Origin of the sequence: Chryseobacterium sp. CH21, from assembly GCF_004119445.1 — a bacterium.
Lineage (GTDB): Bacteria > Bacteroidota > Bacteroidia > Flavobacteriales > Weeksellaceae > Chryseobacterium.
Genome location: NZ_QICI01000062.1, coordinates 31,790 through 50,539 on the forward strand (window position 1 = coordinate 31,790; position 18,750 = coordinate 50,539).

Consider the following 18,750-nt stretch of genomic DNA (forward strand, 5'->3'; position numbering starts at 1 on the left):
TCTGATAAGATGAAATCCATGGTACAGAAAGTAAACAATGCCAAAAGGAATATCAGACAGGAGCTGAATTATGTGATCATGGAACCCGTAGAAAAAACAGACCATACCTATGCTGCTTTTTGGGTAACTCATTGTACGCTTGCCAATCATATGCGTCCGGGAACCGAACTTTCCAATCAATTGAAGTCTCAAACTGTTGTACTACTTACAGAAACATTGGGCGGAGCTGAAGAACAGAAAGGAACAGACAGTATTCAGGCTTATAAATATGCACTCACGACCAGAGATAAAATCATTTCTTTGGAAGACGTTAAAAACTATTGCCGAATGATCCTGAAAGATGAGGTACGAGAAGTAAGAGTAAGAAGAGGAACAATGATCAGCAATAAGCCTAAAGAAGGTTTTGTAAGAACGGTTGAGGTAGAAATTATCCCTCAGAATTATTCTTTCTACGGAAGAGCTTATTGGGAAAACATGGCGAATATTATCAGAAATCAGATTATTGCTAAAGCTATTGACGGGATCGAATATATTGTAAGAATTAACAATGAAGATGTTGATTTTCAGGATATGTAATCTCTTCAAAGTAAATCAGTTTAAAATATAAAATGCCGTACCCGCTACGGCATTTTTAATGTAGGAGTTGTTTAAATGTATCAAAAAATATTGGATCTTTCTTAAATCATTAAGAAAGATTTAAGCAGTAAAGCATAATTAAGTTAAGATAAATCATTCTGATTTTTAAGCTTAAAGCGAAGCTCATCTTAATACTCTAAACACCCTAATGTTTCAAAAAAGTTTAAGCAAATTCATAATAATAGGAATCACCATTCAACAATTTCCGATTCAATCTCTTAACAAAACATAAGAATTTTTTATGAAACTTTTATCGGCTTTATATTCAAAAAAATTCCATAAAATTCCGTATTTTTGCACGTTGTGATTTTCAGGCAAAGTCACTCCAAATTATGAGCAAATCAACAGAATATATAGAAGTTTACGGTGCACGTGAACACAACCTTAAAAATATTAATGTAAAAATTCCACGTAATGAATTGGTCGTAATTACCGGCCTTTCCGGAAGTGGAAAATCGTCATTGGCTTTCGACACTATTTTTGCGGAAGGCCAGCGTCGTTATATCGAAACATTCTCTGCTTATGCACGCCAGTTTCTGGGCGGGCTGGAGCGTCCTGATGTAGATAAAATTGAAGGACTTTCTCCGGTAATTGCCATCGAGCAGAAAACAACCAATAAAAATCCTCGTTCTACCGTAGGAACTGTTACAGAATTGTATGACTTTCTGCGTCTTTTGTATGCAAGAGTTTCGGATGCGTATTCTTTGTCTACAGGACAAAAGCTGGTAAGCTATACCGAAGATCAGATTCTTGAAACCATTAAAGAAAATTATAAAAAAGAAAAAATCATGCTTTTGGCGCCAGTGGTTCGTTCCAGAAAAGGACATTACCATGAGCTCTTTGTTCAGATGGCGAAAAAAGGTTACGGACAGGCAAGAATTGATGGCGAGCTGCAGGATATTGAATATGATTTAAAACTTGATCGTTATAAAACCCACGACATCGACATTGTTATCGACCGTTGGATCATCGGGGAGAATGCTTCTGAAGGCAGAATGGAAAAATCATTGCGTACCGCAATGGAAATGGGAGAAGGAATTATAGGAATTCAGAAACTGGGAAGTACAGATATTGAATACTTTTCCAAAAATCTGATGGATGCAGAAACAGGACATTCTTTGGCGCTGCCGGAACCGAATACTTTCTCATTCAACTCTCCTAAAGGAAGCTGTCCAAACTGTAAAGGTCTGGGAACTATTAAAAAAATCAATACTGATTATTTCATAGATAATCCAAAGTTATCAATCAATCAGGGAGGGTTATTGCCTTTGGAAGATATTAAATCAAACAAATGGATTCTGTCACAAATTAAAAATATCCTAGAGATCTTCGGATTAGGATTAACAACACCTTTGCAAGATATTCCGGAAGAAGCACTGGATTACATCTACAACGGATGTCACAAAGAATTCAATAAAGACCTCAAATACGCAGGAATTACCAAGAAAATAAAAATTGGTTTTGATGGACTGATTGCTTTCATGGAAGAAATCATTGAGGAAAGAGAATCTTACGAAGCGATTTTACTCGAAAGACATTTCACCACTGAAGAAACTTGCCCGGAATGTCATGGAACCCGTCTTCAGCCTTCAAGTTTAAGTTTTAAAATTGATGGGAAAAATATTGCTGAGGTTAATGGATTAAGCTTAGCAGATCTAAAAGATTGGTTAGCCGACGTAAAAGATAAATTCTCAGAAAAAAATAAAATCATTGCTCACGAGATTTTAAAAGAAATTGAAACCAGACTTCAGTTCCTTCTGGATGTAGGTTTGGATTATTTAAGTTTGAGCAGAAGTTCGAAAACCCTTTCAGGAGGAGAGTCACAGAGGATTCGTCTGGCGACACAGATCGGTTCTCAGTTGGTGAATGTATTGTATATTCTTGATGAGCCAAGTATCGGGCTTCACCAGAGAGATAACGAAAGACTGATTCATTCTTTGAAAAACCTTAGAGACATCGGAAACTCTGTATTGGTGGTAGAACATGATAAAGACATGATTCTTGAAGCTGATGAGGTGCTGGATATTGGTCCAAGAGCCGGAAAGTTTGGTGGAGAAATCCTTTGGCAGGGAAAACCGAAAGATTTATTGAAAGCTGATACCATCACTGCTCAATATATTAATGGAAAAAGAAAAATTGCAATTCCTGAAGAAAGAAGGGCAGGAAGTGGTAAAAATATTGTTTTAAAAGGAGCTACAGGAAACAATCTTAAAAATGTAACCCTAGATATTCCTCTTGGAAAACTGGTGGTAGTAACCGGAATTTCTGGAAGTGGAAAATCTTCTCTGATTAACGGAACATTGTATCCGATCCTTAACAAACATTTCTACAGAGCGGTTCAGGAACCGTTACCATACAAAAAAATTGAAGGGTTAGATAATATTGATAAAATTGTAGACGTAGACCAAACTCCAATCGGAAGAACGCCACGTTCGAACCCTGCGACTTATACCGGAATGTTTACCGATATCAGGAATCTTTTTGCAGAGCTTCCGGAAAGTAAAATCCGTGGGTATAAACCGGGAAGATTCTCTTTCAACGTAAAAGGCGGAAGATGCGAAACCTGTCAGGGAGGAGGATTAAAAGTCATCGAAATGAACTTCCTTCCGGATGTATACGTACACTGCGAAACCTGCAACGGAAAACGTTTCAACAGAGAAACGCTGGAAGTTCGTTACAAAGGAAAATCAATCTCTGATGTATTGGACATGACGATTGATGAAGCGGTAGATTTCTTCCAGCCGATTCCTAAGATTTTTGCGAAAGTGAAAACACTACAGGATGTAGGTTTAGGGTACATTACCCTTGGGCAGCAGTCGACAACCCTTTCAGGAGGTGAAGCGCAACGTATCAAGCTGGCAACCGAATTAGCAAAAAGACAGACAGGAAACACCCTTTATATCCTTGATGAACCCACCACAGGATTGCATTTTGAAGACGTAAAAATTCTGATGGATGCCATTAACCAACTGGTAGAACTTGGAAACTCATTCATCATCATCGAACATAATATGGACGTAATCAAATTAGCAGACCATATTATTGACGTAGGACCGGAAGGAGGAAAATATGGTGGACAGATCGTAGCACAGGGAACTCCTGAGGAAATTGTGAAGTCTAAGAAGAGCTTGACTGGGAAATTCCTAAAGAGAGAACTGGAGTAAAGATTTTTTTTAATGAAAGCACTGACACAAAAGAATGGAAGAAATACAAGCTATTTTGAAATCAAAGAAGATGGTGTCTTTGTAAAGAATAGTTTTACCAAGGAGCTGCATGAATATAAAGTTCATTTTGCAGATATTTATGATGATGAGACTGTCTTTAGAAAAACAAAAGATTGGGTGCTTTTGGCAATTGCTGTATCCGTTGTATTCAATTCCATATTGCTTACGATTGTGATTAACCAAACTTATCACCTCTCTGCTTCATCAGGAATGGTTGTTTTTGTGATTGCTCTGTTTCCGTCTCTTATTGTAACCGGGTTGTGTAATAATGAATTCAAAGCAGTGAGTTCTAAGAGTCTGGCCGCTGCAAAGCCAATTAATTTTTCCTATTCTAAAAAAGAAATGGAAGAAGTAGATGCTTTTATTGATGAAATTAAGAAGTGCAGAAAAGATTATTACCTGAAGGAGTATTATAGAGTTGACAATCTGATTCCTATACATACTCAGATTGCAAGAATTCACTGGCTTTATGAAAGTAAATATATTTCAGAAAGTGATGCTCAATTTATTATTGATGAGCTTGAAACACAAAGAATAATTAAAGGCTTATAAATCATTCAAAAAGAATCTGCTAATGCAGGTTCTTTTTTTATATCTAGCTTTCTGAAATTAATACTATAACAAAAAACAAGATAATTTGCTTTAAAACTTACCTTCCAATGTTAATTTTTCAATTATTTTAAAAATTTATATTATTGATAATCAATTTATTACACTTTAATGTTAACTCAATGTTAACTGAATGTAAAATTAATATGAATTATTTTTAATAACTTTGGTTAAGAGATACAAAAATAAGTTAGTATAATATTTAAAACCAGTTAGTTATGAAAAATAGAATTCAAATATTGATGGCTTCACTTTTCGTTTGCGGATTTGCTGCTGTTTTGAACACTGCTAAAGCTCAAACTACAGATCATAATACCATTCAGGAAATTCAGCTGAACAGAAGTGAAACATTTAATGATATCAGAAATAAATTAGAAGCCAATTTTGACTTTACCAACCCGGATTATAAACAGGGAACCGTAAACTCAGTGGTGAAATTTGATATTGCAAGAAATGGGAAGATTGTTAATGTTCACTCCAGTGGAGATTGCAAAACAGTAAGCAAAGAAATTGAAACCGTATTAAGCGATCTTGATTATAGAGTAGATCGTAATAAACTAACTGATAACATGGTTGCTTACACTTACGTAATGCCAGTGACAGTAGAGATCCACAGCAGATAGTATTCAATCATATTATTCAATAATATGTGAATAATGAAAACTTATCAGATTAAGTTGTAATAAAGGATAAACATCAAGGTTTTAATTTTGGATTACCATAAAATTAAAACGATATGAAAAATTTAAAAAAGCTGGCAAAGTCAGATTTGAAGTCAGTGTACGGAGGAGAACCTAAAAAATACTGTACGTTTTGCGAATGGGCAAATAAAGTAATTTGCAGTAATATTCCAATCGTTCAATGCCCCTAAAAAATAAAGCCGCTTTTATAAGCGGCTTACCTATTATTTTGTATTTTGAACAAACTCTGTTAATCTTGATCTAAGATCGTTAGAGTTTCCTATTGTATCAAAAGTAACATTATCTACTCTCCATCCTTTCTCCGTATTGGTAAGATGTACCGTATCCATCCATGTTACTTTAGGCTCAGCCATATTGTATTCAAAAGCCACCAATGCTTCAGCCGTATTATCTTGTACTTTGACAGACTTTATTGTATAACTTGTAAACCCTTCATACAGACTGGAAAAAATAGCTCCTTCAAAGATTAAAGGTTTTTCGTCAGGATGATCACTTTTTTTCACCTTCTCAATATCTGCTTTTGATGCATGTATTGCTTCATCTAAAACTTTTTTAAAATCCTGTGAAAACAAACTGTCAGGAATCGGGTGGTTGTATATAGCTTCATTAGATTTTCCATACTGCGTGTAAAGTTCATTTACTTTTTCCTTGATAGCTGCATCTGAAGAGGGAGAAGGTTTAGGCCCATTTTTTTGCAGGATGCAAAGAATAGGATAATTCCTAAAAAGAGAAATACTTTTTTCATTTGATGGTATTTTTTGTGCTATTTATCAGAATCCTAAGCTCAAAATGTATACCAAAATCTGTTCATGAAATATTTTTTATGAATCACAAAAATCAATACATTTGAGTAGATAAAAAAATTGTGGACCCTATTCTTAACGTCGCCCTCCGTTCTCTTTGCGTTTACCTTTTCATGGTAATTGCCATTCGTTTATTTGGTAAAAATCAGCTTTCTCAGCTCAATGCAGGAGATGTTGTGTTATTATTGTTAATTTCAAATGCTGTTCAGAACGCAATGGTAGGCCCTGATACCTCTCTTCAGGGAGGAATTATTGCGGCATTGGTTTTGTTTGCTGCTAACTTCATTTTAAAAAGAATTATGTTTTCCAATCGTTCTTTTCAGACTTTTATGGAAGATGAACCTGTAATTCTGATCAGAGACGGAATTGCAGATCAGGCTGCCCTGAACAGGGTAAAGATCACCGAAAGTGAATTGGAAGAGGCCATCAGAGAACACGGAATTGAAGACATGCATAATGTAAAGCTTTCCGTTATGGAAGTGGATGGAAATATCAGCGTTGTTTCTCAGGATGAGAAGAGTAAACAGACTCACTATTCGAGAATTAAAAGAAAAATGAAAAGAAAATACCATTAAATACGATGAATTACGAATTAAGAGAAATGCTTCCCAGTGACGAAGTAAGAGTGCTTGAGATCTTCCGACAGGGAATAGACAGTGGAATTGCCACTTTGGAAACAGAAGTTCCTACTCCGGAAGCCTGGAGCATGGAATATTTCAATGACTGCCGATGGGTGCTGGAAAATGAAAATAATGAAGTAATAGGATGGTGCGCATTGAAGCCTTTCAGTAAAAGAGAAAGTTTTAAAGGAGTGGCAGAAGTAAGCATTTATTTCGATAAAGAATACCAAGGCAAAGGATTGGGTTCCATATTGCTTAAAAAGATAATTCTGGATAGCGAAGACCACGGATTCTGGACATTACAGACCAATCTCTTCTCCGAAAATGAACTGGCCATTAAATCCCATCAGAAAAACGGCTTCAGAACAGTGGGAGTTCGTAAAAAAATCGGCAAGCTCAATGGAGAATGGAAAGATCTTGTCCTGATGGAGAAAAGAAGCGAAACAATTTAAATAATCATAAATGATGAATTTGTTTGATAAGCACACTAATCTCCAAAACAAAATTCACCATTGACTTGCGAAGCAATATTGACCATTGACGATAATAAGAGTATATACTACAACTTTTAACTTTCATTTTTGGCATTAACATTGATATATTTCGCTATCGAAATTGAAAAAGTGAAAGTAATGAGAAGTATGTTGAAAATTGTAGGGGCAGGCGTAGTCCTGTTAATGCTGTCCTCATGTGTAGTGCACGAACCTCATGGAAGAAGAATGCCGCCGGGACACGCAAAAAGGTATTATGGTGGAAGTGCAAGATACTATGCACCTGGCCAGGTTCAGAAAGTCTATATTTATGAAGAGCGTGGCCATCATCATAGAGGCCGTGGCCGTGGACATCACAGATAAAAAAGAAAAGCACTGATAATTCAGTGCTTTTTTATGATCAATTATAATCTCGATTTTTTGGGATTCAGGAAAGTGTTAAAAATCATAACTTCCTGTCCGAATTTCTTCTCGATCCTTTCCGAAATATTCAAAAGTTCACTTTGAATGAAGTCTTCCCGCAGTTCATCATTATCAAAGATTAACAGAAGATTATAATTTTTACCTTCTTCAATAAAATCACTGTGTACTTCAGAAAGAATATATTTATTTACATCCATCAGGTTTTCCGTCATTAAAACCAGTGTTTCATCAATATAATTTTCCCATTCTTCCAGGTTATCTTTTGTACAGTGGAAAGTTATACTTAATACGCTCATTTTTTATGAATTTTTAAGATTTTTTGGATAAATTCTACAGCAAAAATCGGCATTTTTTTCGTAAATTAGCCCGTTAATAAAAATTGGAAATAAATAATTTTCAGACTTACAGCTAAAGGTTTGAATATCATTACAATAAAATTTGTTTATGCAAAAAGAAGGAGAAAGACTGATTCCTATCAACATTGTTGATGAAATGAAGTCGTCTTATATCGATTATTCGATGTCCGTTATCGTTTCAAGAGCGTTACCGGATGTAAGAGACGGCTTGAAACCCGTTCATAGAAGAGTACTTTATGGTATGTATGGATTAGGGGTGTTTTCTAATAGAAAATATTTAAAATCTGCGAGAATTGTTGGGGACGTTTTGGGTAAATATCACCCGCACGGAGATTCCTCTGTTTACGATGCTATGGTAAGAATGGCTCAGGACTGGAGCTTACGTTATCCTCAGGTAGACGGGCAGGGTAACTTCGGTTCAATGGATGGTGACCCGCCTGCAGCAATGCGTTATACTGAGGCAAGATTGAAAAAAATCTCTGATGAGGTTCTTGCTGACCTGGACAAAGAAACAGTTGATTTCCAGAATAACTTTGACGACAGTTTACAGGAGCCGACAGTAATGCCTACCAAAGTTCCAAACCTTTTGGTAAACGGTACTTCAGGTATTGCAGTAGGGATGGCGACCAATATGGCGCCACACAACTTATCTGAGTCAGTAGATGCTATCTGTGCTTATATTGATAATAAAGAAATTACAATTGATGAGCTGATGCAGCATATCATTGCTCCGGATTTCCCTACAGGTGGTATCATCTATGGATATGATGGTGTAAGAGATGCTTTCCATACAGGAAGAGGTAGAGTAGTTCTAAGAGCTAAGGTTAACTTTGAAGAAATCGGAAACAGAAACGCTATTATCGTTACTGAAATTCCTTATCAGGTGAACAAAGCTGAAATGATCGCCAGAACAGCAGAACTTGTTAAAGACGAAAAAATCCCTGGTATCCACGAGATCAGAGACGAATCGGATAGAAAAGGACTTCGCGTTGTATACGAATTGAAAAATGATGCAATCCCGAATGTTGTTCTTAACCTATTATATAAATATACAGCACTTCAGACTTCTTTCAGTGTCAATAACATTGCATTGGTACACGGAAGACCGGAGCAGCTGAATCTTAAAGATATCATTCATCACTTTGTAGAGCACAGACATGAGGTAATCGTAAGAAGAACTCAGTATGAGCTTAAAAAAGCAAAAGAAAGAGCGCACATTCTTGAAGGATTCATGAAAGTGATCGGAACTCAGGATGCTTTAGACAGAGCCATTTCTATTATCCGCCACAGTGCAAACCCTCAGGCTGCAAAAGAAGGCTTGATCGAGGCATTTGAACTTTCTGATATTCAGGCGCAGGCGATTCTTGATCTTAGATTAGCTCGTCTGACAGGAATGGAGCTTGACAAGATCCGTGATGAATATGATGCGATTATGAAAGAAATTGAAAATTTAGAAGATATCTTAGCCAACGAGCCAAGAAGATTCCAGATTATCAAAGACGAATTGATCGAAATCAAAGAAAAATACGGAGATGAAAGAAGAACTGAGATTGATTATTCAGGAGGAGAAATGTCTATCGAAGATATTATTCCGAACGAATCTGTAGTTCTTACAATTTCTCATGCAGGATATATCAAGAGAACCTCACTTTCAGAATATAAAATTCAAAGTAGAGGAGGTGTAGGAAACAAAGCGGCAACAACAAGGGATTCTGATTTCCTTGAGTATATTGTTTCTGCTACCAACCACCAGTATATGTTATTCTTTACAGAAAAAGGAAGATGTTACTGGTTAAGAGTGTTTGAAATTCCTGAAGGCTCCAAAACAGCAAAAGGAAGAGCAGTACAAAACCTGATCAACATTGAACCGGACGATAAGATCAAGGCATATATCAGAACCAACAACCTGAAGGATTCAGAATATGTCAATCAAATGAGTGTTGTGATGGTAACCAAAAACGGTACAATCAAGAAAACATCATTAGAGGCTTATTCAAGACCGAGAGTAAATGGAGTAAATGCTATTGAGATCAGAGATAATGACCAGTTATTAGGAGCTTACCTTACGAACGGAACATCTCAGATTATGATCGCTACTAAAAACGGTAAATGTATCCGTTTCCCTGAAGAAAAAGTAAGAGAAGTAGGAAGAGGATCTATCGGGGTGAGAGGTATCTTGCTTGAAGATGGTGATGAAGCTATTGGTATGATAGTTGTGAATGATGTAGAGAACGAAACAGTACTTGTAGTCTCTGAAAAAGGATACGGAAAGAGAACTGCAGTAGAAGACTACAGAATTACCAACAGAGGAGGAAAAGGAGTTATCACCCTGAACATTACTGAAAAAACAGGAAATCTTATCGCTATTCAGAACGTAACAGATGAAGATGGATTGATGATCATCAATAAATCTGGTGTTGCCATCAGAATGGGAATGGATGAAATGAGAGTAATGGGTAGAAATACGCAGGGAGTGAAGCTGATTAACCTTAAGAAAAATGACGAAATTGCAGCCATTGCAAAAGTAGAAATGGATAAAGATGTAGAAGAAGATTCTGAAGAACTTGAAGAAGGGGAAGAAGGAGTAGGAACACTATTTGATGATCAGGAAGAGAATACAGCACCTCAGGCTGAAAATGAAAATACAGCAGAGGAAAATCCTGATTCTGAAGAATAAATTGTACAATATAAATATAAAATAGTTATTATGAAGAAACTAATTTTAGGAATGGCTATCGTAGCATCTGCTTTTGCTTTTGGGCAGAAAAAAGATGCCGCTGCTTTGAATGCTCAGCTTCAGGAAGCTAACAAAGTTGCTATGGATGCATATAATGCAAAGAATTATGCAGCAGCAGCACCGAAGTTTATTGAAGTTTATGACTTATTAAAGTCTAGCGGTCAGGACAACAAAATATATATGTATTATGCTGGTCTTAGCCACGCGTTAGCTAATAACAGTGACCAATCAATCAAAATTTATACAGACCTTGTTAATTCAGGATTTACAGGAGTAGAAACTACTTATACTGCTAAAGAAAAGAAAACAGGACAAGTAGTAAATCTTGATAAATCCACTTGGGAGCTTATGAAGAAAAATTCTGACTATTCTGACTTCAAAACAGAGCAGACTAAAAGTATAGAACCAGATTTGTATGAAACTTTGGCTTCATTACTTCTTAATGCGAAAAAAGGACCTGAAGCTCTTGCTGTTATTGAAAAAGGATTAGTGAAATTCCCGAACAGTGCTAAGCTTAAAGAAGCTCAGACTACAGCATACCTTCAGTCTGGAAACACGGATAAATTTGTTTCAGGATTAAAAGAACAGTTGGCTAAGAACCCAAGTGATCCTACAAACTGGTATAACCTTGGAGTTATGCAGGCAAAAAGCCCGGCTACTGTTAACGATGCGGTGGAATCATTCAAAAAAGCAATTGAGCTTAAACCTGATTTCTCTGATGCCTACCAAAACTTAGTGTACACTACTATTGGTGATGATGCTAAAGTAGTAGCAGAAATTAATGCATTGAGAAAAGACAAGCCGGATGAAGCTTCTAAATTGATCGATGCAAGAAGAGAAAGATTTGGAAAAGCATTACCATACGCTGAAGGATGGTATAAAGCAAATCCAAAAAGCATTGACGCAGTTTCTGCATTAAAAGAAATTTATGTAGTAACTAAAAACATTGAAAAAGTTAAAGAAATGAAAGCGAAAGAAGCTGAACTTACAGCTGCTGGAGCAAAATAATCATTTTTTTATAATAACAGATATGAAAACCGGAACAGAAACGTTCCGGTTTTTTTTTATTGTAAACAGAAAGTGTTTGCTGAGTTTCTTATTTGGATTCTATGTTTCATGCAGGAGCTTTTAGATCTGTTATGAATTATAAACCTAACAGGTTTTTAAAACCTGTTAGGTTTAATTTATTCAACCGTGTTATGCAGTTTCTGCTGAAAATTTTTCATTGCGAATTCATGCATTCAAAATTTCTTTTTTTTATACAGATGAACCTTAAATTTCAACCTGAGAATTTCTCTGTAATTCCGTATCTTTGAGAAAAATTTTTATAAGATGATCGAGTGGAAAACCGCCAAGGAATACGAAGATATTACCTATAAAAAATCTAACGGAGTAGCAAGAATTGCTTTCAACAGACCAGAGGTTCGTAATGCTTTCAGACCTAAAACAACTTCAGAATTATACGATGCTTTTTATGACGCCTATGAAGATCCTTCCATAGGAGTGGTATTGCTTTCAGGAGAAGGGCCAAGTCCTAAAGATGGAGGATGGGCATTTTGCAGTGGAGGTGATCAGAAAGCAAGAGGACACCAGGGATATGTAGGAGAAGACGGAAGACACCGTTTGAATATCCTTGAAGTTCAGCGTCTGATCCGTTTCATGCCTAAAGTGGTTATTGCAGTAGTTCCGGGATGGGCAGTTGGTGGAGGACACTCACTTCACGTAGTATGTGACCTTACTTTAGCAAGTGAAGAACACGCTATTTTCAAGCAGACAGATGCTGACGTAACAAGTTTCGATGGTGGTTATGGTTCTGCTTACCTTGCTAAATGGTAGGACAGAAAAAAGCCCGTGAAATTTTCTTTTTAGGAAGAAATTATTCCGCTCAGGAAGCTTTCGAAATGGGAATGGTAAACAAAGTAGTTCCTCATGCAGAATTAGAAGATACCGCTTACGAATGGGCTCAGGAAATCCTGGCTAAATCTCCAACATCTATCAGAATGCTGAAATTCGCTATGAATCTTACAGACGATGGTATGGTAGGACAGCAGGTTTTTGCAGGAGAAGCTACACGTCTTGCCTATATGACAGAAGAAGCTCAGGAAGGAAGAAATGCATTCCTTGAAAAAAGAAAGCCCAACTTCGGAGAAGATCAATGGATATCTTAAAAATATAATTGATAATTGATGAATGATGATTGAGATTATCATTTATCAATTATCGCTTATCAATGATAAATTTATGACGGATTGGATAAAAGCCGCAAGGCTACGAACTTTACCGCTTTCCCTAAGCGGAATTATTATGGGAGCTTTCATTGCAAAATGGAGACTTTACGGAGAAGGTGGAACGTGGGATTGGAAGATCCTTGCACTCGCTCTTTTGGTGACGCTTTTATACCAGATTTTATCAAATTATGCCAATGATTATGGTGATGGGATAAAAGGAACAGACGCTAAAAGGATCAATGAAGCAGAAGCAAGAGCTGTAGCATCAGGGAAAATTACAGCAAAACAGATGAAAAATGCAGTAATCCTTTTCGCAGCATTATCTTTCATTGCTACCATTGCTTTGCTGTACGTAGCATTCATTCCAAACTATATGAATGAATTTTACATCTTCATAGGATTGGGAGTAGCATGTATTCTTGCAGCGATTGGATATACAGTAGGTAAAAAACCTTACGGATACATGGGATTGGGAGATATCTTCGTGTTTATCTTCTTTGGATTGGTTTCTGTATGTGGAAGTTATTTCTTATTTACAAAAACTTTCAGCTGGGATATATTATTACCCGGAACTGCTGTTGGAATGATGAGTATGGCCGTTCTTAACCTGAATAACATGAGAGATATCGAAAGTGATAGATTATCAGGGAAAAACAGCTTTGCATTGAGAATCGGATTCAGAAATGCAATGATCTATGAAATGGTTCTGTTACAGCTTCCGTTATTGCTTATTCTTGCATTTTTAGGAATGAATGGATTTATGCAGCAGCAAAACTATTACGTCTTTATCGTAATGATTCTGTTATTTCCACTATCAAAATTAAGAAGAAAGATATTATCTGTAAAAGAACCGAAAGAATTAGACCAATATTTGAAGCAGGTAGGAATTATGACGTTTGTAATGGCTATTCTAACGGCGGTCGGACTTAATTTATTTAATTAATTTTTTAAAATAAAACACTTATGAATTCCAATGTCTATGTTGAAGCTCAAATGCTTATCAGAAAACCGGTTGAAGATGTTTTTGAAGCATTCATCAATCCTGAAGTAACCACTCATTTCTGGTTTACAAAATCTACCGGAAAACTGGAAGAAGGTAAAACAATTATCTGGGAATGGGAAATGTACGGCGTAAAATCCGAAGTGAAAGTTCACGAGATTATTCCAAACCAACTGATCAGAACAGAATGGGGAGAACCTTCAACACAAGTAGACTATGAATTCAAAACCATGGAAAAAGGAACTCTTGTTATCATTAAAAGCTACGGATTCAGCCAGACAGGCGAAGATCTGTTAAAAGTAATTAATGACAATACAGGAGGTTTTACAACGGTTTTAGACGGGTGTAAAGCTTATTTGGAACATGGAATTAATCTAAGACTGATCGAAGATAAATTTCCATCGAAATAATACATTAAAGAAACACGAATGGCACGAATATTTTCACGAATGTCACTAATCTCATTGTGCTCTTTGTGAAAATTTTTGAGTCATTTGTGTTTAAAAATTTAAACTAAAATTTAAAATGAAAATACAATTCTTAGGGCAAAATTGTTTCCTGTTCACCTACAAGGACAAAACAATTTTGAGCGACCCTTTTTACAACTACAAAAAAGCAGAGTCAGGTTTTGATATTGCTGCTCAAAAAATCGACTACATCCTGTTGACCCATGCGCACGGTGATCATATTGCTGACGTAGCAGAAGTATTGCAGCATTACCCGGAAGCTACTGTAATTGGAGTTCCTGAAGTATGCGGTTACTTCAAGCAGGCTAAAAATACAGACGATGTGAACTTAGGAGGATCGGCAAAAATCGACGATCTTAAAATTTCCATGGTTCCGGCTCATCATACAAGTTCTTTCCCGGATGGAAGCTATGGAGGCGTTCCTGTAGGGTATATCTTCAGACTTCCTGAAGGTAAAAACATCTATTTGGCTGGTGATACAGGAGTAATGGCTGATATGGAGCTGTTTCCGAGACTATACGGAAACATTGACCTTTCTATTCTTCCTATCGGGAGTCACTACACAATGTGCCCTAGAAAAGCTTCTTTTGCAGCAGCAGAGTTATTAAAAACACCGAAAGTAATCGGATGTCACTTTGATACTTTTCCAGCAATTGAGATCAATCATGAAAGCGCATTAAAGCATTTTGCAGATAAAAATGTAGAACTTGTTTTACCAAAATTAGGCGAGACGTTCGAATTTTAATCAATAACGAAACCGGAGGTAATCTGAAAATTAGAAAATGAAAATGATGCGTAAGGTATTAAAAACAAAAAAAGATAATTATCAAATTACCTCTCTTCTTACTTTAAAACAAAAAAAATGGCAAGCTACCTAAATCACACCGCTACGACCGATTACCTTTGCTGCGTTCCCACCCTGGAGGATTCTCAGGAGCTGGTTGTTTAGGACTTGCCGTTGCAAAGGTAGGAATATTTTATAAACTTCAAAACTTTATTAAAGAAAATTAGTCGAAAAAATGCAGTGGTAAAGCTAAACGCTTGACATTTAGAGGGAAAATTTTTCAACTTTTTTCTAAAAATTTAAATATGACGAAAAGTCCATCAACACTAGGAATTATACTTTTTATCGCTACAATGATCGTTTTCTTTGTAGTGTATACTTTTTTCTCAGGAATCAATTATTTTGATATCTCTTTGAAAGCCAATGCTTTTGTTTTGCCGCTTTTATATGCCGGAGCTGCTTTCTGGTCTGTAAAATCCTACTGGAACACCCATAGAGTGGTAAAATTCAAAGACGCTTTCAAAAGAGCATTTGTTCCAATGTTCATTGGAGGAATTCTTTCCATCTTCAGTATTTATGCTTTTTTAACCTTTGTAGATCCTGCAGCTAAAAGCTTGTTGAACTACCAATATGTTCAAAGACAAAAATCAGAACTGGATACAGAATATACTTCTGCAAGAAAAATTCTGAAGCATCAGAAAGATATTGATGAACTGGATCAAAAGTATAAAGAAAGATTACAAAGCTTCACGCCTGAGGCTGTTAAAGGAAAAGATATGCTTACCGCAAGTCATTTTTCAGGATATTTTGCAGCAATTCTTATATTTTACGTAGTTTTGTCGGTGTTTTTCGGAGCGTTTTTCAGAACAAGAACGATACATCAACCTGAAGAAACCAATCAAGCCTAATTTTTATTAAAATTAAATGAATTTATCTATAGTTATTCCGTTACTGAACGAAGAAGACTCTCTGGAAGAGCTTTTTTCAAGAATTGATAAAGTATGCACAACCAGCAGTTTATCTTACGAGATCTGGTTTGTAGATGATGGAAGTACGGATTTGTCGTGGAGTATTATTGAGAATATGAAAGTTCAGCATCCTCAGATCCACGCTATTAAATTTTCCAGAAATTATGGAAAATCACAGGCCCTTCATGCAGCTTTTGAAAGAACAAATGGGGATGTCGTGATTACAATGGATGCCGATTTACAGGATTTCCCTGAAGAAATTCCGGAACTGTATAATATGGTGGTTCATGATAATTATGATATTGTTTCCGGTTGGAAAAAGAAACGTTTTGATAATGTAATGACGAAAAATATTCCGTCAAAATTATTCAATGCAGCAGCGAGAAAAGTTTCAGGAGTGTATCTTCATGATTTCAACTGTGGTTTGAAAGCCTACAAAAGACAGGTCGTAAAATCCGTTGATGTTTACGGAGATATGCACCGTTATATTCCGGTATTGGCTGCTAATGCAGGTTTCAGAAGAATCACAGAAAAAGAAGTACAGCACCAGGCAAGACCTTACGGAACTTCAAAATTCGGAACTGAAAGATTTGTAAGAGGATTTCTGGACCTGATAACCCTTTGGTTTGTAAGTCGTTTCGGAGGAAGGCCAATGCATTTCTTTGGAGCTGTAGGAACTTTAATGTTCATCGTAGGTTTTCTTTCAGCACTTTGGTTGGGAATTTCTAAACTTATTGATGTGGCAAGAGGAATCTACGGACATTTAATTACCAATAATCCTTGGTTCTTTATTGCATTAACAATGATGATTTTGGGAAGCCTTCTGTTTGTAGCAGGATTTTTAGGAGAAATGATTATCAGAACAAACCGCGAGCACAAGAACTATAATATTGATGAAGTGATATAAAACCGAAAGATTTTCATTTTGTTTCAAATGAAAATCAATCTGTTAATGTAAATGTTCAGTCGATATATGACCATTCCCATCCTTGGAGGGGTGGCGAAAATTCAAAGAATTTTTGACGGGGTGGTTAACAGATTATAATCACTTCAATTCCAATAAACAAGAAGCACTCTGTAAAAAACAGAGTGCTTTTTTATATTTTAAACTAATCAGATAAAAAATAAAATAAAATAAAATAAAGCAGACTAAGAAATAGTCTTTTCCAAAAAAGCACAAAATTGAAAATTATCAGGTATTTTATTGTCAAAAGACAAAGATTTTTAGAAATTTTAATCCTATTTTTGTTCAAACGTAATATTGAAAGCCCTGTGAGAGACATGAAAAAACTTTTAGGGATCTTCAGTAAATATCGTTGCGATTATAATAAAGAATATTTAAAATTAAATATGAAAAAAGTTGTATACACATTAATGCTGGTGGCGGTAGTTTCCTGTGGAAAAGTTTCTCCAAAAGGAAATATTGAAAAGAAAGATGTGGATGTTTCGGAGTTTGTAAACCTTGATTTAGAAGGGAAATTCCGTGTATTTTATGCCAGAGGTCCTAAAAATTTTGTTGAAATAGAAACCTATCCGAATGTGGCGAGCAATCTGGATGTGGATGTAAAAGACAAAACTCTTTTCATCAAAGAAAAAAGAGGGACAAAAGGAGTAGATTTTTATAACGTAACGATTTATTCAAAATATAACCTGGAAAAAGTAGCCGTTTCTGATTCTGTTGAAGTCAATATTTCAAGTGAAATCAAAACAGACAATTTCAGACTCAACATGAAAAATAATGCAAGTTTCATGGGATCTGTAAATACCAGAAGAGCAGAAGTGGAAATGCACAACAGAAGCCGCGCCAACTTTTTGGGATTGTCTAAAGATGCAGTGATAAAGATTTCAGATACTGCAAGTTTAATTGCTCCTTATTGGAAAATAACCAATCTGAATATTGATTCTAAAAACGGAAATTATGCAGAAGTAAATGTAAAAGATTCGTTAAAAGGACATATTCAGAATACTGCAAAATTTATTTATTACAACGATCCAATAAGAGCGTTCAAAATTGATAAAACGACAAAAGTCGAAAATAAGAAATTAGAGTAATTTGGATGGAAGCTAGAAGCTGGAGGCTGGGAGTGATGTTAGTTTTCATACTTCTTGTTTTAAGATTAAAGACTTGATTCCAAACTTTAAAATAAAAAATAGAAAAATAAAAACAAAACCGGAATTTTGAAACCAGGCAGACTGTATCTTCCAGCCTCCAGCTTCATTCTTCCCGCTTAAAAAGAAATATGAGTTTTAAATTTGAGAAATTGATTATTTGGCAGAAATCTATGGAATTTGGAGAAATTATTTTTAATTTATCCCAATATTTTCCAAAGGATGAGGCTTTTAATCTTACGTCTCAGATAAGAAGAGCATCGGATTCTATTGCTCTTAATATTTCGGAAGGGTGTATTTTGCAGTCAAAATTAGAATTTAAAAAATTTTTAGGATATTCGATTCGCTCTTTAGCAGAAACAGTAACCTGTTTATATAAAGCAAAAAACAGGAAATATATTACAGAAGAAAAATTTAGTGAAATATACAATGAAAGTTATAGCTTAATGAATCAAATTATTGCTTTCAGAAATCAGATAAAAGAGTAAAGTAAGGATGGAAGTCAGAAGCTGGAGGCTAGGAGTGATGTTAGTTTTCATACTTCTTGTTTTCAGATTAAAGACTTAGTTCCAAACTTTAAAATAAAAAATAGAA

18 protein-coding genes, 1 other RNA gene and 1 pseudogene are annotated in these 18,750 nt (G+C 35.7%); 17 read left to right on the plus strand and 3 right to left on the minus strand.

The genetic code is table 11. The annotated features are described in order from the left end of the window. The first annotated feature begins 968 nt into the window (after nucleotides 1-968). From uvrA to BOQ62_RS24285, 4 genes are all read left to right on the plus strand, one after another. Nucleotides 969-3,800 (plus strand): excinuclease ABC subunit UvrA, encoded by a 2,832-nt coding sequence (gene uvrA, locus BOQ62_RS13005; protein WP_129040092.1) that lies wholly within the window; start codon nucleotides 969-971, stop codon nucleotides 3,798-3,800. A 12-nt stretch (nucleotides 3,801-3,812) separates the two neighbouring features. After that, nucleotides 3,813-4,412: a hypothetical protein gene (locus BOQ62_RS13010; RefSeq protein ID WP_129040094.1), complete on the plus strand. Its 600-nt coding sequence runs from the start codon at nucleotides 3,813-3,815 to the stop codon at nucleotides 4,410-4,412. Nucleotides 4,413-4,687: 275 nt separating this feature from the next. After that, complete coding sequence (locus BOQ62_RS13015; RefSeq protein ID WP_129040095.1) at nucleotides 4,688-5,092, plus strand: hypothetical protein; 405 nt, start codon at nucleotides 4,688-4,690, stop codon at nucleotides 5,090-5,092. Nucleotides 5,093-5,205: 113 nt separating this feature from the next. Next, nucleotides 5,206-5,340, plus strand: a complete 135-nt coding sequence (locus BOQ62_RS24285) for a bacteriocin-like protein (RefSeq protein ID WP_129040097.1) — start codon at nucleotides 5,206-5,208, stop codon at nucleotides 5,338-5,340. 33 nt (nucleotides 5,341-5,373) lie between these two features. Here the strand turns inward: BOQ62_RS24285 and BOQ62_RS13025 are convergent, their stop codons facing one another. Next, a complete protein-coding gene (locus tag BOQ62_RS13025; protein WP_129040099.1) occupies nucleotides 5,374-5,742 on the minus strand; it encodes a hypothetical protein in 369 nt (122 codons plus the stop codon). A 293-nt stretch (nucleotides 5,743-6,035) separates the two neighbouring features. Here BOQ62_RS13025 and BOQ62_RS13030 point away from each other — a divergent pair, with 293 nt between their 5' ends. The 3 genes from BOQ62_RS13030 to BOQ62_RS13040 all read left to right on the plus strand — a co-directional run bounded on the left by BOQ62_RS13030 (nucleotide 6,036) and on the right by BOQ62_RS13040 (nucleotide 7,447). Then, on the plus strand, nucleotides 6,036-6,548 hold the full coding sequence (locus BOQ62_RS13030; RefSeq protein WP_129040101.1) for a DUF421 domain-containing protein: 513 nt from the start codon (nucleotides 6,036-6,038) through the stop codon (nucleotides 6,546-6,548). Nucleotides 6,549-6,553: 5 nt separating this feature from the next. Beyond that, nucleotides 6,554-7,045: a GNAT family N-acetyltransferase gene (locus BOQ62_RS13035; protein ID WP_129040103.1), complete on the plus strand. Its 492-nt coding sequence runs from the start codon at nucleotides 6,554-6,556 to the stop codon at nucleotides 7,043-7,045. 129 nt (nucleotides 7,046-7,174) lie between these two features. Further along, nucleotides 7,175-7,447, plus strand: a complete 273-nt coding sequence (locus tag BOQ62_RS13040) for a hypothetical protein (protein ID WP_228414074.1) — start codon at nucleotides 7,175-7,177, stop codon at nucleotides 7,445-7,447. Nucleotides 7,448-7,488: 41 nt separating this feature from the next. Here BOQ62_RS13040 and BOQ62_RS13045 read toward each other — a convergent pair whose 3' ends face one another. Next, nucleotides 7,489-7,803: a DUF4286 family protein gene (locus tag BOQ62_RS13045; protein WP_105701435.1), complete on the minus strand. Its 315-nt coding sequence runs from the start codon at nucleotides 7,801-7,803 to the stop codon at nucleotides 7,489-7,491. A 148-nt stretch (nucleotides 7,804-7,951) separates the two neighbouring features. On the opposite strand from BOQ62_RS13045, the gene gyrA reads away from it, so the two are divergent. The 6 genes and pseudogenes from gyrA to BOQ62_RS13075 all read left to right on the plus strand — a co-directional run bounded on the left by gyrA (nucleotide 7,952) and on the right by BOQ62_RS13075 (nucleotide 15,040). Further along, the gene (gene gyrA, locus BOQ62_RS13050; protein ID WP_129040105.1) at nucleotides 7,952-10,540 is read left to right on the plus strand and encodes a DNA gyrase subunit A; all 2,589 of its coding nucleotides are present in this window, start codon (nucleotides 7,952-7,954) and stop codon (nucleotides 10,538-10,540) included. Between the two features lie 30 nt (nucleotides 10,541-10,570). Further along, entirely contained in the window at nucleotides 10,571-11,608 is a 1,038-nt protein-coding gene (locus BOQ62_RS13055; protein ID WP_129040113.1) for a tetratricopeptide repeat protein, read from the plus strand. 324 nt (nucleotides 11,609-11,932) lie between these two features. Next, nucleotides 11,933-12,768: pseudogene (locus tag BOQ62_RS13060) on the plus strand (1,4-dihydroxy-2-naphthoyl-CoA synthase). Nucleotides 12,769-12,841: 73 nt separating this feature from the next. Next, nucleotides 12,842-13,771 (plus strand): 1,4-dihydroxy-2-naphthoate octaprenyltransferase, encoded by a 930-nt coding sequence (menA, locus tag BOQ62_RS13065; protein WP_129040317.1) that lies wholly within the window; start codon nucleotides 12,842-12,844, stop codon nucleotides 13,769-13,771. A gap of 20 nt (nucleotides 13,772-13,791) precedes the next feature. Next, a complete protein-coding gene (locus BOQ62_RS13070) occupies nucleotides 13,792-14,238 on the plus strand; it encodes an SRPBCC family protein (protein ID WP_129040115.1) in 447 nt (148 codons plus the stop codon). 115 nt (nucleotides 14,239-14,353) lie between these two features. After that, the gene (locus BOQ62_RS13075) at nucleotides 14,354-15,040 is read left to right on the plus strand and encodes a metal-dependent hydrolase (protein WP_129040117.1); all 687 of its coding nucleotides are present in this window, start codon (nucleotides 14,354-14,356) and stop codon (nucleotides 15,038-15,040) included. A gap of 115 nt (nucleotides 15,041-15,155) precedes the next feature. Here the strand turns inward: BOQ62_RS13075 and ffs are convergent. After that, nucleotides 15,156-15,253, minus strand: an RNA gene (gene ffs, locus BOQ62_RS13080) — signal recognition particle sRNA small type. Nucleotides 15,254-15,384: 131 nt separating this feature from the next. Between ffs and BOQ62_RS13085 the strand changes: the two genes are divergently transcribed. The 4 genes from BOQ62_RS13085 (at nucleotide 15,385) to BOQ62_RS13100 (ending at nucleotide 18,644) form a co-directional block, all read left to right on the plus strand. Next, on the plus strand, nucleotides 15,385-15,987 hold the full coding sequence (locus BOQ62_RS13085) for a DUF4199 domain-containing protein (RefSeq protein ID WP_129040119.1): 603 nt from the start codon (nucleotides 15,385-15,387) through the stop codon (nucleotides 15,985-15,987). 16 nt (nucleotides 15,988-16,003) lie between these two features. Then, complete coding sequence (locus BOQ62_RS13090) at nucleotides 16,004-16,954, plus strand: glycosyltransferase family 2 protein (protein ID WP_129040121.1); 951 nt, start codon at nucleotides 16,004-16,006, stop codon at nucleotides 16,952-16,954. Nucleotides 16,955-17,397: 443 nt separating this feature from the next. Continuing rightward, complete coding sequence (locus BOQ62_RS13095; RefSeq protein ID WP_129040123.1) at nucleotides 17,398-18,099, plus strand: GIN domain-containing protein; 702 nt, start codon at nucleotides 17,398-17,400, stop codon at nucleotides 18,097-18,099. A 188-nt stretch (nucleotides 18,100-18,287) separates the two neighbouring features. Further along, nucleotides 18,288-18,644, plus strand: coding sequence for a four helix bundle protein (locus BOQ62_RS13100; protein ID WP_129040125.1), 357 nt, complete (start codon nucleotides 18,288-18,290; stop codon nucleotides 18,642-18,644). The last annotated feature ends 106 nt before the right edge of the window (nucleotides 18,645-18,750 follow it).